Genomic DNA, 15,599 nt, shown 5'->3' on the forward strand with positions numbered 1-15,599 from the left:
AACAGACGAGAAATGAACAATTTTTTTAATTTCAATAGCAAAGCTCAAACATTTTATAGTAAGTTAAGCATAACATGGAGCCGGACTTGGCCGGGAAGCCAGGCACTTCCTGTTACTCGAAGTCTACATGCGAGGGCGACAGTTTGGAGAGGCCTACTTGGTTTCTGCCAGGCCTTAGGGAATCGCTGAAGTTCTGTTCCTTTGGATCGGAGGTTCACATATCCAGAATCGAAGGAATCTGGGTATGCGATTTGACAGAGGAATCCGCAAGGACCGGAAGGGAGCAGCGGTACTCTGCACTCTTGATGCTAAGGGAGTGCGGGATCGAGAGGAACTAGGGAGCACCTGACAGGACGCCAAGACCGATCCAAACGTGTCCGGTATTCAATTTCTTCTACCTACCCAGATTATAATTATAAACCTTGCGGATATTCGTTATCGATATTAGTTGTCTGACAGAAGTTACAAAATAATTCAGGACCCTTTAAACGGCCCAATAAAAATAAGCTCGGAGTTTCAAAAATTGATCGATTCACCAGAATTTCAGAGGCTAAGATATGTAAAGCAACTCGGTATGTGCTATATGGTTTTTCCAGGTGCAAACCACACAAGGTTTGAACATTCAATCGGAACAATGTTTCTGAGTGAGATGTTTGCTGATACTCTTCACATAGACGATAAAGATCTTCTTATGGCTGCTGCCTTATTGCATGATGTGGGTCATCCACCATTGAGCCACGGACTCGAAGATGTTTTCGAGACGATAACCAGCTTAGACCATGTTGATGCTGGAGTTTCGATCATAGAAGGAAAGAATGAATTTGAAGAGAGTACAATACCATTAGCGCTCGAAGAAATGGGATTACGCCCTAACGATGTTGCAGATGTAATTTCCAGGAAAAGCCACAGGTATAAACTTATTTCCAGGATTATAAGCGGCCCCATAGATGTCGATGAACTTGATTATCTCAGAAGAGATTCCCTCAACTGTGGTGTTCCTATAGGGAACATAGATTACAAGAGAATCCTGAATGTGGCAGAGATCCATGATAATGATCTGGCAATAGAAGAAAAAGGACTACCAACCCTTGAATCGATCCTCATAGCACGAATATTAATGTACGGATCGGTCTATTTTCACAAGACATCAAGGATTGCTCAATACATGGTCAAAAATCTAGTGCTGAAACAGCAACAGGACTTTAGGAATCCATTCAGCATGACGGATTACGATCTTTTCTGGTTGCTGGCAAATGGAGAAAATTCTTCATCCTTTAGAAAAATAATATCGAGGGAGCTATTAAAACCTGTCTTGAAGGTGAAGTATAACGAAGAAGATCTCAAAAAGATAGCCTTTGCCGTCGAGTCCGCGAAACTCGATCCTTCTGATTATGCGATTGACGTGATTCCTCCACTTGACTTTTCTGGCCCCGAAAGGATAAAGTCAAATCTTCAGGTTTTGATAAAGGATAGACTTGAAAGCGTAACGGAAATATCGCCCTTGGTACGAACACTAAAGGAATCTCTTGAGCATAGGTTCATAATAGTTTTTGCGGAGAGAAGCAAGGCGGAATCAGTAAAGAAACTTCTTTCCGAGTTCAAATAATAGATTGTATGCGGGAATGCACGTAGCTTCTGATAAGAACAATGAAACAGAACATAAGAAAAATTGGGGTAGGATCTTATCCCCCAAACAGGAGGTTTCACTTTAGAACTTATGAAATTCACTTGTCACTGGAAACTTCATAAAAGCATAGGTGTCATATTATGAGACCAAAAAAAAGTCATTTACCATATGATCCCCTGCCTGGACGGCAAGAGCGTTTTGATAATCTATTCACAACAAATAGTTGCATTTAAGGATCATGAACGAATCCAGTTTCTTGCAGATGGAGCGGCTAGATCCGTAGATACAATAATAGACCTGATAGGTATACGAATGCGCAGAATCGGAATCCGCAAGCAAACTAGTGAAGAGTGAGAGCTAATATGGCAAAACTAAGAGAGAACATTATTTTGTTCATAGAAAAGAACTTGGTAAGAATGCTAAAATATTCTCTCTCGGGTTTTGTGGGTTTTGCCTCACTCGAGTTCCTTACGTTCCTTGGAATCTCATTGCTAGGCTATGCACACATAATTCTGATTGACATTATTGCATTTACGCTTGCAGTTGCAATTGAATTTATATTTCAGGAATACTGGACAACACACAAGATGGGGGAGCATCACGGCCGCATTTATGGCCTTATTATTAGACTCCTGAAATTTGAAATTCTGAATGTGATTGGAAATGCTGTCGCAATCGCAACCCAGTTTTCCCTCTTTAAGTACTTTGGTCTATATCCATTGATAGGTAATTTCATAGGATCAGCTGTAGCATTTCCTTTCAATTACTACATTCAGATGAGGTTGATATGGAAGATCAGAATGTTATCGTAGGCTTTGATCAAGAGTTCATCTTTCTGGAACTTTCGATCTGACCATGGATGTACAATAAATAAATGAAAACATTGCTAATAAGATTTAATTGCTTGTTTTCATGCCCAGACTAGCTGCGATTATTATCGGATCCCACACAGGACCAAACGGCGGAGAATAACCGAGATCCGAATAGAACAGATCTTCCATAGTGATCCCCGCGTATATGGCTTCTGCTAACGTGTTGAGTCGCCATGCCCCATTGCTTTTGGAAACTACCTGTGCACCAAGGAGTCTACCGGAATGTGAATCGTAGGTTATTTTAACGTAAGCATTTAAATTACCTTCATAATATGCCGCTTTACTACCTGCCTTGACGAAGATATCTTTTGGCGCAAAGCCGTATTTGATCGAAGTCGAGGAATCAATTCCCGTGAAGCCAACCTCGTAGTCAAAGATTTTTACCAGAGTTGTGCCTATGCCTCCTTTGAAGGTCATCCGTTCACCACCCACATTAGATCCGGCAACCCTGCCCATCTTGTTGCTGATCTGCGCCAACGGCATCCAATCTTCAGAATTCGTAACCTTGTTTAATGTTGTGGCACAATCCCCTGCGGCGAGGATTTTACTGTCACTGGTAAACATTCCATTATCCACCTTTATGGCCCCGTTTTTGCCCAAAGAAAGACCAGCATCCAAGGCGAGTTGTGAGTTTGGTTGGATACCTGTTGCAGACAGAACCAAATCGGCGGAATGTTGCCCTACAGTTGTCTCGACTTTTAATCCCTCACTGTTCCTAGTCACTGATTTAAGTTCCGAGTTTTTTTCCACTTTAACATTTGCTTCGAACTCTTTCAGAAGTTCCTGCCCAACCTGCTGATCTAATCTTTTGAAAAGTTTTTCGTGATGGGCGATCATTGTAATTTCTTTCCCGGATTCTGCAAGAGTAGAGGCCAGTTCCATTCCGAGAACCCCATCGCCAATAATAGTAATCTTTTTTGACTTCTCAATCTCTTGCTTTAATGTAATGCCATCGGATAGCGACCGAAGGGTCCGTATTTCTTTACTACTTATTCCCTTTGGTTTCACTGCTGAGGCACCAGTCGAAATTAACAGGTAATCATAGGAAAGGGCATTACCACCGGTTGTTTTGACTTGTTGCCTTGATCTATCGATCTCTGTCACACTTTCATTGATAACAACTTTAATCTTTCTCTTCTCCGTAAATTCAGTTAGAGGGTAATGCAAAAGCTTGGAATAATCTTCAAACATCCCGCCAAGGTAATAGGGCATTCCACATTCTGCATACGATACAAAAGGCCCTGCTTCAATCACGGTAACATCAATGAGAGGATCCACACGTTTTGCTTTTGAAGCAGCGGCCATTCCCGCAGCCCCGCCACCAATTACAATAAAATTCATGAATCTTCAATCCCATGAATACATAAATCTTTTGGCACAACTTTCCTAAAACTAATTAAAATAACCTACCACGAAAAGAAATTAAGTGGTTATTGCACGGAACATTTCTTCTTCTGTTTATGAATTGTTATTTTAATCTAAAAATATCTGAGGTTCGTTATCTAAACGAGAAACCTTTTAACTGATGGCAACTTAACCAAATTATGATAAAACATGGATTTGTAGAGAAAGACACAGAACCGTCTGCAGTGGCAGACCACGTTAAGGAGTTGCTTGTAAACGAAAATTTCAAGATCACCTCTGATGAAACCAGAGATGCTCTTTGGGAGATCCACGCCAAGAAGTCTGACAGGGAGAGAATCGTCCTGGGAAAAGTAAGAGACGTTGATGTCGTTATAGCCGGTTCGCAAGGTAAGTTCGAGGTACAGCTGCACGCTGGTATCTGGGGAAGAGATATGGCGATCCCCGCAATTGAAGGCGTTGCTACCTTTGGTATAGCTACAGCTGCCGAGTTACATTCTGGACACGAGTTCGAAATGAGGATCTGGGAGCAGATAGTCCATCAAATCGATCCAACACTAAAAATTTGCAAACTGGATGGATTACTCTTCAAGACAGATGATGATCTCAATAAGCATATGCAAGAACATCAGGCCCAGAATTCTGGTTCAATGATGGGAATGGGGATGATGGGCATGGGAATGCTCGGAATGGGTATGATGATGCCGGGAATGTGGATTTGAACACATACTTCATCGTATGCTTTTCTAATTCACAATCGTTAGTTTAGTACAGTAGTATGTTTTTAAATAAAAATATAATATACGCAACTCAGTGTGTTTATGTCGAACCAAACCGCAACTAAGAATCAGATAGAATTTATCAAGAAACTTGAGCTAGCGAGTACGGAACGGGGTACAATTCTTGAAAATTTTCTCAACGAAAAGAAAGTAATGGACGTTGATGAGCTTACAATAGACGATGCATCAAAACTCATAGAGGAACTCAAGAAAGTGAAGACTGATGAAGACAACAAATCATTTGCTACAGGTAAACAAATTTCTCTGTTGAATAAACTCCAGGACACTGATGAGCGAATTAGAATAACAGGGCAGTTTTTGGATGAAAAACAAAAAGAGACCGTCAATATATTGAGCGTTCATGAAGCCTCAGAACTCATAGATAAGCTTATGAAATTGCCATCGGGAACCAAACAGGATACTGCAGGTAGTTTAGCAACGGATAAACAGTTGAAATTCGTAAAGAGTTTGCAGAATTCAGAGAAAAGACTTGAAGTAACTAGGACATTTTTGATTGAGTTGAAGAAATCCACAATTGAAGAACTTACGCGATCTGAAGCAAGTGCATTGATAGATTCGCTTAAGGAGTCTTGAACCAACACGCATAAAGATGGCGATTTTTATGTGGGGAACTAAATATCCCGCACTCTAGGAAACTGAGAAAAATAATCAGAATTTAGAAGAATCGAAAAGTAGACCTATCAAAGATATCGATGATCTCTCTAAGCTCTTTTTCACTACAGTCTTCAGAAGAGAATTTGTCAAATGAAATACTGACTGTGATCTCTTTATCTGGACGAAGCTTGGAAATAGAGACTTCTATCGAGACAAGCCGATCCAACTTGTTCTTTTCCGGAAATGAAGTCGAATAGATAATCTTGCCATCAACCATTTCTCCCTTTCTCACATAAGAAACAGAAATCTCATGAACATCAACTGTCTTTAAACGTTTTATCGCAAACAGCTTTGAAATGTAGTCCAATATCAGGGCGAAGTCATCATTTATTTGCATAAACGGTACGAGAGAAAGCAACCGACAATGCTATATAATGTTTACACAAAAGAAGGCTGAATTGATTTTGAACATCGACAAGGCAAAATTTGTTTACAAAAAACCAAGAAGCATACAGATGCCTGTAGGTGAATCAGAATGTTCTTTTCATTTGAATGACCAAAGGGGGATTGAATTTCATAATTTTTTACCAAGAACCATTTAATAGTGAGAACAGATTAGGGATTAACTAAAAAAGAAGATTAAAAGTTTTCTAGAAGTTAGAGAAAGTGCTTAAAATGCAAGGATTCGGAAAATACGAAATTAACAAAGAATTATTGGATTCTCTTAATAAAATGGGCTTTTTGGAACCTACTGAGGTTCAGGAAAAGGCTATTCCAGTCATTCTTCAGGGAAAAGACATTGTGGTTAGATCGAAAACTGGTTCAGGAAAGACTGGTGCTTTCCTTGTTCCAATCATAGGAAAAAGCAACAGGGAAAACTACGTAACTTCCCTGATCATAGCGCCTACAAGGGAACTGGCGCTCCAGACATATGATGTTGCGCAAAAAATGGGAACAACCTCTGGTATAAAACCGGTAGTAGTTTATGGTGGCGTCAGTATAGATAACCAAATAAAAAAGATAAGAAATAGAGCGAATATGGTGATCGGGACCCCAGGTAGGATAATCGATCTCATGAAGAGGAAGGTTTTGTCACTGGAACATGTAAAGTTTCTGGTCCTTGACGAAGCAGATACTATGCTTGATCTTGGATTTATTGAAGACATAGAATATATAATTTCACAAACTTCATTAACAAGACAGAATATGTTGTTTTCTGCCACGATTCCAGATAAAATCCTGGCACTCGCCGACACGTTTATGAAGAGCCCTACTTATGTGCAGATCGGCCATGATGCAGAGGTGACTGTATCAACTATTTCCAATAACTTTACTGTGTGCGAGAACGGCAATAAGGTATCCACCCTTCTGGCTTATTTGAATGAATATAACCCTAGAAAGGCCATCATATTCACAGAACAAAAAAGATCAGCATCAACCCTCTCTGACATCTTAAAGCAGTACAACCACTTCGCCACAGTAATGCATGGGGATCTCACACAGGCTCAACGAGAGAAAGCGCTGAGTAGGTTCAGGAACGGGGCAAAACTCCTAATAGCGACAAATGTTGCTGCCAGAGGTCTTGACATTTCAGACATATCGGACATTATAAATTTCGATGCACCATCAGAACCTAATATGTACGTTCACAGGGTCGGAAGATCGGCCAGAATGGGAAAAGACGGGAATGCACTAACAATAGTAGAACAGAACGAGTTGGAAATTATTGAGAACATTGAGAACTCCCTCGATATTCGAATGAATCCCATCAAAGTGGATGAAAATTCTTTTTCCGAAGCAAAAAACATTGTGAGACCAAGATACAATAATTTCAGGAGACCACAGTCACGCCGACCACAAAACACAAGATATGGTGGAAGGCGCGATTACCACCATTATCGCTCGTTTAGATCAAGAAACTATTGATCTACTATATACTTAATTTTACTTTGTCAACGTTACTGATAAACTCCTTAATAATTTTAATTTGTTAGAAATTGAAACAACAAGATTAATATTAGGAATGCATAAAGTCAGTATGGTAGAATTCAAATGCTACGAATGTGACGGAAATGTTAGAACCGGAGAGAAATTTACCTTTACAAAGAAAGGCGCAGTTCATTTTGACTGCTTTGTTTCTTCCAAGAGGAAAGAGATATCAGATGAACAGAAAGAAAATCTTAGGATTCTCTCTCTGCTTTTAGATAGCGAGCTTGATCACTTGCTGAACATACTCTCGATTCAGAACAGTTCAGAGACTCTGAAGGAACAAGTTAGATTGAAATATAAGGACATAGAGAAGGCTGCAGGTGAAACTACAAGGCTCATTTACGAACTTCAGTAATTCTCGTGGATTCGTATATATTTCTTAACGTTGCTTCTCTGTTAATTCTCTCAACCACACAAAAATTATATTTTTTGGGATGCAATACGTACCTGTTGGTTTTAGCTGGGCGGTCCTTTGGTACAAACTTCACATAGCGCATATGTTGTTATCCTCACAAATTTTTCTTATTTTTTAATTAAAAATTTTGTCCACGAAATAGAGCGTTTTAAATAACAACAGAGGATCAAAGAAGGAGACTATGCGTGTAATTTTCCATATCTATGATTCAAATAACCATAACCAAGGACTTGAAGAGCTTGGAGACGACTTAAAGAAGATCATTATAAGAAAAAACACCCATGGGTTTGAACTAGATGTCCACACAGAAGAAGCGGAGAAATCGATTGAGGCAGTAAGATCTCTGTTTTGTGTTGGGACGATATCATTTCCAAATTCAATTGAACAAGCGTTCAGACTGAAAAAACAACTGAATAATAATAGAGTCTTAGAAGTTCTTAAATTCTCAGAATCTCTAATGCTTCAGGAAAGGTTCTGGGAATCCCACGTTATTCTGGAAGAGTTGTGGAAATCCTCCAATGGGAAAGTTAAATCTTACTTTCAAGGCCTGATCTTAATATCCGCGTCTATGGTTCATTTTCAGATGGGAAAAACTGAAAAGGCATTCACTATTTACAGGAAGGCCCTTCAATTGATCAAGTCGTCTGGAATAGACAGTCCCATATTAGATACTATTCCACAAGATTTTTCCTATCCAATTGCATTGAATTTTGAGCTAATGTTTCCCAATAATATTGGGTAATCCGAGATACAAATATATCGATTCTTTTTTTTAATGGAAATCAAAAATTTCGGTTTCAAAAAGAATTTTAACATATACAAACGTAAAGCCCTTGCACACTCCCGGGAATATGGTGATCTAAAGTGACAGAGAAGTTCCAGGGGTATCAACCACCAACACCTTTCTTTCTGTAAGGAAGACCCCCAACTATCTCATCAATATTGAATTCACCTGATGTACATCTACGATCATACAGAACGTTGCTATTCTTGCTACCAGTAATCCATCTGGCGTTTATACATAGTGGTAACTCAAATTGTTCTAAATCAGTGCAACCTAAAGAACAGGCAGAGAGATGCTTGATTAATCAAGTGGATACCAAATAATATTTCGGCTGACTTCATCATAATAGATTCACAAACTCTTCTACAGTTAGATCGGATTGTTTAATAATTGCTCTTGAGGTTCCGGGCTTCAGTTCTTTATGCAATGGTACGACTATGATTCTGTATCTATCTTTGCTCTGGGTTATAACGTGATCACTCTTTCATTTTCTGAAAATGAAACCTCTTTTGGAGAGTGCTTTGATTACAACTTCTCCAGATACAACTGGAAGTTTAGGCATCCAGAAGGACTTCCTCGTCAACATCCTGGGGGTATAGGTTTTCCGTCTTCTTTTAAAACTTCCAAATATAATTCTATTGCTTCCTTGATATTTTTGAAGGTTTCTTCTCTGTTCACCCCCTCAGAGATGCAACCAGGGAGTGCCGGTACACTCACTGTAAACCCCCCATCTTCCTGTGATTCAAGTATAACCGTAAATTTCACAGAATATGAATTTAAAATACTGATTTAAGTATTGTGTAAAGGAATAACATGTTGAATTGAATGATTTGATCTCACAATCAAAAGTTTTTTGGATTTTGAGGTTCTTAATTTAGATACAGAAAGAGCCATTTCCATTACTTATTCTAAAACATTTCTTTAATCGTTATATGAAAATTATTTTTATAAAATTAACTCAAAGATAATACGTTGGAAAAGATTGTTGCCATTCTTTAAATATTGATCGTGATATTTTGGTTAAAATATTAAACACGGATACGTATCCCTTGAGCGTGGAATATTTTATTGCTATCACACCCCCGAAGAAATATGGGGAAATAATAACACAATTCCAAAGAATGTGGCCAAATAATGCCTTACCAGATTTTGTGGAGCCCCACATCACTGTTAAATCCCAGGCTGGTCTGAATGAAGATGAATACTGGATAGATTCTATAAAAGCAATTTGCAGTAACTTCGCAATGTTTAAGTTGTCATTAAAAGGTGTAAAATCCTTTGGGAAATCTGTTGTATATATTGGTGTAGAATCCAATAAAATTCGCATATTGCACCGGAAGATTGTGGAAGCGATCTCCCCCGATCCTGAAAATAGCAGGAAATACTATGAGCTTGACCTTTATGAACCACATTTAACATTAGGGGCGAAAGAATTTGGAATGAGTGAAGCAGAATTATCAGAAATGAAAGAGCTTGCAAATAATTGTCTTCACGACTTTCATTCGTTCATTGTAAAGTCAATAAAAATTTACAAGCTAATCGAAAATAGGTATCAGAAAATTCATGAAATTGATTTAAAGCAAACATGCTCAGATAAGACTTTCTGAATTCAGTCAACGCGAACGTTGTTTGATCCTGTGAATATGCATATTAAGCCTCTTTCTGGTGTTTTATAGCAGTATAAGGATAGGTAGGTATCCAATTAAATAATTAAGTGGATACCAAAAGGCAAGCATGGACACTTTTTTTTATGAATGTCTTAAAGGTGCAGTGCCGGGATGCGATTATTGTTTTAATCGCACATTGGATTCATTTATCATCTTCAACTGAACCTATTTATGGTGGGCTGCTCCCTTAACTCATAAAACAGACGAACTACTATTTTCTGGTGTGTACCTATTCCCTATTATCTTTGTGTGACTTTTCACTTATTGCTTTTTACTGAAACAAAATAGAGGACTATGATTCCTAAGACAAACAGGAAGAAGACTAAGAAAATTCCACACAATGTTATGAAATTAAAACCATATATTATCCCATCAATAGCATAGGAAGCTGATGTCGTCGGTGCAAGGAGAGCTAAAAATCTTAAGTCATAGGGCAATACGCTATAGGGGTAAAATACGGGAGGAAGAATTGAGAGAGAAAATGAAAGGATACTGAGGACTGGCCATATATCTTTATTCTTCTTTATTCTCTGAGCGACAATATAGCTAATAGACAGCAAGAAAATCCAAACCATTAGAAGGATTAAAAGAATCATAACCATTTGGAGTACCGATATATGGGTTACATAGAAAAGCAAGACCATAAATAACACAATTCCGGGAACAACATATACGATGTCACCTATGCCTATCCCTATAAGATACGCCCATAGAGGAATTGGAGAGGCAATTACCATATCCTGAAATAAATTATTTGTCTTGTACGATGCTATATCCGACAATGCAAAAAAAGCGGAATTAACTATCGTGTAAATAAGTCCACCAATGGCACCATACTTGATTGCGTTCTCTCCCCCAAAGACATAGATAAAGAAAACAAACGAAATTGGAGACAGGGTAACGGCTGGTAGCGCAAACCTATTACGAAATAAGTATATAATCCCATTTATATGGAGCATATAAAATAGAGCTCTAATGCTATTTTTCATAATTATCTTCCACCATGCTTATGAATACATCTTCAAGAGTAACTTTACCTATGGTAATCTCCATACCTCCTTTCACAAGCTGGTTAACTGCCCCATCAAGCTCTCCATCTTTTAGGAATATTACCAAAGAATCATTAATTTTCCTCTTGAAAGCGTATTGAGACGTAAGAGCACCGTTATCATAGTTTTTTATAGTGATCTTATGCTTATATCCAAACTGTTGGATAAGTTCTTTTGGAGTACCTTGTCTAAGTGACTTACCATCTTTTATTATTAGGACAATATCGGACAATAATTCAGCTTCTTCCATATAATGTGTTGTCAAGAATATAGTAGTTTTATCTTTCACTTCTACGATTCTTTTCCACACTCTTTGACGGGCAATAGGATCTAGCCCAATTGTTGGCTCATCTAAGAATATTATATCTGGTTCCGAAGCAAAAGCCATAGCCACTAGGACCATCTGTTTTTGTCCTACGGATAAAGTAAAACATCGTTGGTCTGAAAAATTATCGATGAGAAAATCATTCAAGATGATTTCAGTTCTTTTCCTCGATTCCACGGTGCCTAACCCTCTCATCCTTAAGTAAAAATAGATGCTCTCCCTAGGGGTAAGATATTCGATTGGCTTACCTTCCTGAGGGACAATAGAGATCCTGTTTCGGATTTGTTCAGGAGATGTGTCCGGGTCAAAACCAAAAACAGATAAGTCTCCAGAATCCCTTCTTAATAATGTTGACAGAATTTTTACCGTTGTTGTCTTCCCTGCGCCATTTCTTCCCAGTAAAGTGAACACTCCACCCCTTTTGAATGTAAAGGAGAGATTATCAAGAGCCTTAATATCGTCCCTTCCGTGATATGATTTTGTTATATCCCTCGCAATTACCAAGTCTTCATTGCGATTAATATTTCCATTAAGTGTCAGATTTTGCACCTTCACTTTTCATTACGTCATTAAAAATATTCCTTAATCCCCAATTAATAATAGACTTAGCATAAGGACAAAACATTTTGTCTATATTCCAAATGCTACCTGTTGAATAGAAAGCATTATAGGGACAGCCACCGCCGCAAATTGATATAGCCTCACACTCTGTGCACTGTTCCATATTTATTGGCGACCTTCTCCGCCACTCATTGAATAAAGGACTATTATCTATAATTGAGAATAAGGTGCTTTCATTAGTTATGGAATACTTAAAATGGTTAGCGTTGTTAATAAACGCTTGACACACGCCTACCTTACCCTCAGGAGAAATGGTTAATTGGCCACTGCATGCTGCACAATCGCTCCATTGGAAATTCTTGTGGAACAGGGCATTCGCTTGCTTGATAACAGGATAAATTAGAATATCCTTTTTACGGTATTTCTCATAAACCTTTAGAAGTGCGAGAGCGGTATTTTCACTGAGTCCTTGTATTTCCGGGTCTTTGAAATCTTCAGCCATCAAGATGTTGTATCCAATTTTCTTAAACCCGAGGGAGACCAGGTGGTCTGTAACTTCTTCCAACTTTTCAACATTGTTCTTGGTTATAGTAGTCGAGGCAGTAACTTCTATTCCCTTGTGTTGAAGTAATCTGAGCCCACGTAAAACGTCTTCATATGTCCCACTACCACTCACATAAACTCGATTCTTGTCGTGAAGCTCTTTAGCTCCATCCATCGAAATTGACATGGTTACATTATTAAGCTTACATAAGTGGGCTATCTCTTCATCTATAAGAGTCCCATTGGAAATTATTGCAATTCTGATTCTAACATTATTTGCCAATCTATTATTCTCTTTCAACTCTTTCTCTAGTTTCCTAATATATTGTATTGAGAAAGATACCGTGCGTCGTGCCACAAAGGGTTCTCCCCCATATAATATAACCTTTTGACTCACTACCTTAGAGCTTATTGTAGCCTCCATTATTTGTTCAATGGACCGTTTTGCTGTGTCAATACTCATTGTTGATGGATTTTCCTTAGAAGTTGTTAGAAAACAATATTTGCATCTTAAATTACAAGATCTAGTCACTACCAAATATGAAACCCCAACCTTAGGTATATTTGCATTTGTAACTGTTTGATTAGTCTTCCATTGCTCATTATCATAGATAGGTACTAGAAAGTGTTGATTCAAAAGTATTGATACGAGATTGCTAATAGTTTTATAGTCGTCATTCTGGAGAAAATCGTCTATGCTCAAAGGTGCTTTAAATTTATCATAAATCATCAAGCTTTCGTCGTCAAGAAAAATTATATTCATCAGCAGACGGTCATAAAGAATCGTATATTTTCTTCCACTATACATCTGGCTAAGTCTATACGTGTACCTTGACTGCTTCAATGGGACTTCCATACCATTCTCCATGATGACAACAACCTCCTTTCCTTCTCGTAACAACAATAAACACAAAAAAATAGGGTAATTATTTTATCCGTTTACTGCATTGATTTCACGGTGTGCAGCACTTGGAAAAGACATCCATATCCATTGTTTCGTTTACTTTTCCAAAAACTGCCTCTCTTTCCTTCTGGGAAACAACTCTATAGTCCATTTTAAATCTACGTTATATCGAAATGGTACTATATAAATTCATATCCTGACATGTACGGGTAAGACCGAAGAGAGCTATTGAGATGCTTTACGTTGCCTACACTATATATCGATTATTTGTTTCCCAGCTGTGAATTGGTTAATTTCCATTTCTTGTTCAAACTTCTTTTTAAGAAAGGTTATCGCAAAGGAAAGCCCGTATTATTACCAATTGAAATTTTAAGGGCTTTCCTGCGAACCCCCCTCCCCGCCGAGCGTAGTAGGTCTGAACGTAGTGAAGACCCGAAGTGTCCCGAAGGGACACGTAGCCCACACGTGTGAAACACGTGGGGGTGCGAAGCACAGGACACGGGGGGTCGGTGGACAGCCCGAAGGGCTGGACAAATCAGGATAATAGGCTGTTGCGAAGCAACAAGTGAACGCCGAAGGCGGACACGTGCCTATACCTGATTAGACCTCCGAGACGAGCGAAGGCAAAAAGAGGGGGGGAATTTGTGAGCGAAGCGAACAAAGGAGGGGTGAATTTTTGCCGTAGCGAAAGCCGACCCTCCGTTCAGGAGGTTGGCGTGTCGTAGAGTGTCCTGTGCTTCGCACACGCTGAGTGTGAAACACGAAGTGCGTGGGTGCGTAGCGAGGCGGGGTAAGCTAAAGCGGACTGCGGAATAAAGGGTCTACCCGAAATGGAGCAGTCTTACAGACTACAAACTAAATATATTGGATAGGGCTTGATTAATTCAATTAACTAAGAAAATGTAGTAAAGAAAATTAATAATATGTTAGATGTGCCTTCCAAATAGACCCATGTGTAGCTACTACGTGTCGTTGCACGTGTTTAGGCGTGTCCGCCTTCCGCCAAAAATTCTAAAAAATGCTCAAAACCTCTTAGAATGTAGCTATAAGTAATACAGAAAAGTCAGTAGTTGTGGAAAATCCACAACAGTAATACGCCCTCTCTCCTCTCTTGTTACTGAACAATTAGTATAGCATAAGTAATACTAATTGTTGTTTTGAGTTTCGGCGGGTCAGTAGTAATAATATGAAAAAGTCAGTATAGCTGAAAAAAGTATTATTATAAAGCATCAGTTTAGAAATCGTTTTAGACATTTTTGGTATTACTTGATACTTTGCTACACATTCCTTTCCACATACCATTAAAAACCTTCGTAGCGTAATAATATTGGTGTAAATATGACTGAACAAACAAACGAAAAAATGAAAACGACATTATCAACTCTGCCCATAGAAAAATCTCTGCTTACCAGAGAAAAGGGCGAAATTATTGGCGATGAGCTGGTAATTATGAACGTAGAGCCGATAACTACACACTCACCAGAAGGCGAGGACAGAAATGTTAATCTCTACACGGCACGGGATAACAAAATAGACAGCGTAGTTATGTTTTTTGGGTCTGCAATAATGGATAAACAGAACGTTAAGCCCTCTGACCACGTTGTTATAGACCTGCGGGCTAGCAAGGAAGGAAGAAAATACTATCTTTTCATTGTCCTGCACAACTACGAGGTGGAAAAATGATGACTACTACCAGTTTCAAAATAGACAGTGATAACTTGGAGCTTGTTAGCGAGCTTTCCAAAAGCCGAGAGTTAAGCAAAATCCTTAACTTTCTTCTGCGCGAATACGCAAAGGATAAGGGCTTTACCTCTTCTTTCAATAAAATACAGGCATTAGAGGACAAGTTAGCAAAGAAAGATGAACAGTATGAAGCACTAAAAAAAGAGGTGTCGGAATGAGCGGTAAGCGTATTAAGTGCTGGGTTTGTAGAACGCCGTTATGCCAATTAGAAATGACGGATAATTGGTATTGTCCTTCCTGCCAAAAGTGGCTTACTATTCCTTCCAGAAAGCATTACCTAAAAGGCAAAAAGAGAGGGTATAATAATACCTTCCCTCCTTCTATCGTGTCATACAAAGCGATTTAGAAGGCATAATTTCTGAAA

Annotated in this window: 16 protein-coding genes and 1 other RNA gene; 11 read left to right on the plus strand and 6 right to left on the minus strand. The window is 38.7% G+C overall.

All coding sequences use genetic code 11. The annotated features are described in order from the left end of the window. Positions 1-78 precede the first annotated feature (78 nt). From ffs to LVQ96_07885, 3 genes are all read left to right on the plus strand, one after another. Positions 79-383, plus strand: an RNA gene (gene ffs / locus LVQ96_07875) — signal recognition particle sRNA. A gap of 65 nt (positions 384-448) precedes the next feature. Next, positions 449-1,606, plus strand: a complete 1,158-nt coding sequence (locus LVQ96_07880) for an HD domain-containing protein (GenBank protein ID MCW6171072.1) — start codon at positions 449-451, stop codon at positions 1,604-1,606. A gap of 383 nt (positions 1,607-1,989) precedes the next feature. Continuing rightward, positions 1,990-2,439: a GtrA family protein gene (locus LVQ96_07885; GenBank protein MCW6171073.1), complete on the plus strand. Its 450-nt coding sequence runs from the start codon at positions 1,990-1,992 to the stop codon at positions 2,437-2,439. An 84-nt stretch (positions 2,440-2,523) separates the two neighbouring features. Here the strand turns inward: LVQ96_07885 and LVQ96_07890 are convergent, their stop codons facing one another. Next, positions 2,524-3,840, minus strand: a complete 1,317-nt coding sequence (locus LVQ96_07890) for an FAD-dependent oxidoreductase (GenBank protein ID MCW6171074.1) — start codon at positions 3,838-3,840, stop codon at positions 2,524-2,526. Positions 3,841-4,043: 203 nt separating this feature from the next. Between LVQ96_07890 and LVQ96_07895 the strand changes: the two genes are divergently transcribed. Both LVQ96_07895 and LVQ96_07900 read left to right on the plus strand, forming a co-directional pair. After that, positions 4,044-4,583 (plus strand): hypothetical protein, encoded by a 540-nt coding sequence (locus LVQ96_07895; GenBank protein ID MCW6171075.1) that lies wholly within the window; start codon positions 4,044-4,046, stop codon positions 4,581-4,583. A gap of 99 nt (positions 4,584-4,682) precedes the next feature. Beyond that, positions 4,683-5,234 carry a hypothetical protein gene (locus tag LVQ96_07900; protein MCW6171076.1) on the plus strand — a complete coding sequence of 184 codons (552 nt, stop codon included), beginning with the start codon at positions 4,683-4,685 and terminating at the stop codon, positions 5,232-5,234. An 82-nt stretch (positions 5,235-5,316) separates the two neighbouring features. On the opposite strand, the gene LVQ96_07905 is transcribed toward LVQ96_07900, so the two are convergent. Continuing rightward, the gene (locus tag LVQ96_07905; protein MCW6171077.1) at positions 5,317-5,652 is read right to left on the minus strand and encodes a hypothetical protein; all 336 of its coding nucleotides are present in this window, start codon (positions 5,650-5,652) and stop codon (positions 5,317-5,319) included. A gap of 278 nt (positions 5,653-5,930) precedes the next feature. Here LVQ96_07905 and LVQ96_07910 point away from each other — a divergent pair, with 278 nt between their 5' ends. The 3 genes from LVQ96_07910 to LVQ96_07920 all read left to right on the plus strand — a co-directional run bounded on the left by LVQ96_07910 (position 5,931) and on the right by LVQ96_07920 (position 8,401). Then, complete coding sequence (locus LVQ96_07910) at positions 5,931-7,181, plus strand: DEAD/DEAH box helicase (GenBank protein ID MCW6171078.1); 1,251 nt, start codon at positions 5,931-5,933, stop codon at positions 7,179-7,181. A gap of 112 nt (positions 7,182-7,293) precedes the next feature. Continuing rightward, a complete protein-coding gene (locus LVQ96_07915; protein MCW6171079.1) occupies positions 7,294-7,599 on the plus strand; it encodes a DUF2175 family protein in 306 nt (101 codons plus the stop codon). A gap of 241 nt (positions 7,600-7,840) precedes the next feature. Next, positions 7,841-8,401, plus strand: a complete 561-nt coding sequence (locus LVQ96_07920) for a DUF309 domain-containing protein (protein MCW6171080.1) — start codon at positions 7,841-7,843, stop codon at positions 8,399-8,401. Between the two features lie 621 nt (positions 8,402-9,022). On the opposite strand, the gene LVQ96_07925 is transcribed toward LVQ96_07920, so the two are convergent. After that, positions 9,023-9,208, minus strand: a complete 186-nt coding sequence (locus tag LVQ96_07925; protein MCW6171081.1) for a type II toxin-antitoxin system HicB family antitoxin — start codon at positions 9,206-9,208, stop codon at positions 9,023-9,025. 290 nt (positions 9,209-9,498) lie between these two features. On the opposite strand from LVQ96_07925, the gene LVQ96_07930 reads away from it, so the two are divergent. Beyond that, positions 9,499-10,050 (plus strand): 2'-5' RNA ligase family protein, encoded by a 552-nt coding sequence (locus LVQ96_07930; GenBank protein ID MCW6171082.1) that lies wholly within the window; start codon positions 9,499-9,501, stop codon positions 10,048-10,050. 317 nt (positions 10,051-10,367) lie between these two features. On the opposite strand, the gene LVQ96_07935 is transcribed toward LVQ96_07930, so the two are convergent. From LVQ96_07935 to LVQ96_07945, 3 genes are read right to left on the minus strand one after another with little or no spacing between them, the layout of a single operon-like run. Continuing rightward, positions 10,368-11,099: an ABC transporter permease gene (locus tag LVQ96_07935; GenBank protein MCW6171083.1), complete on the minus strand. Its 732-nt coding sequence runs from the start codon at positions 11,097-11,099 to the stop codon at positions 10,368-10,370. Continuing rightward, positions 11,089-11,988 carry an ABC transporter ATP-binding protein gene (locus LVQ96_07940; GenBank protein ID MCW6171084.1) on the minus strand — a complete coding sequence of 300 codons (900 nt, stop codon included), beginning with the start codon at positions 11,986-11,988 and terminating at the stop codon, positions 11,089-11,091. Before LVQ96_07940 ends, LVQ96_07935 begins: the two co-directional genes overlap by 11 nt. A 25-nt stretch (positions 11,989-12,013) precedes the next feature. Continuing rightward, on the minus strand, positions 12,014-13,456 hold the full coding sequence (locus LVQ96_07945; protein ID MCW6171085.1) for a radical SAM protein: 1,443 nt from the start codon (positions 13,454-13,456) through the stop codon (positions 12,014-12,016). Positions 13,457-14,830: 1,374 nt separating this feature from the next. On the opposite strand from LVQ96_07945, the gene LVQ96_07950 reads away from it, so the two are divergent. Together LVQ96_07950 and LVQ96_07955 are read left to right on the plus strand one after the other, a co-directional pair. After that, positions 14,831-15,175 carry a hypothetical protein gene (locus LVQ96_07950; GenBank protein ID MCW6171086.1) on the plus strand — a complete coding sequence of 115 codons (345 nt, stop codon included), beginning with the start codon at positions 14,831-14,833 and terminating at the stop codon, positions 15,173-15,175. Next, the gene (locus tag LVQ96_07955; GenBank protein MCW6171087.1) at positions 15,172-15,393 is read left to right on the plus strand and encodes a hypothetical protein; all 222 of its coding nucleotides are present in this window, start codon (positions 15,172-15,174) and stop codon (positions 15,391-15,393) included. Before LVQ96_07950 ends, LVQ96_07955 begins: the two co-directional genes overlap by 4 nt. Positions 15,394-15,599 lie beyond the last annotated feature (206 nt).

The organism is Thermoplasmatales archaeon (assembly GCA_026127925.1).
Taxonomy (GTDB): domain Archaea; phylum Thermoplasmatota; class Thermoplasmata; order Thermoplasmatales; family Thermoplasmataceae; genus JAKAYB01.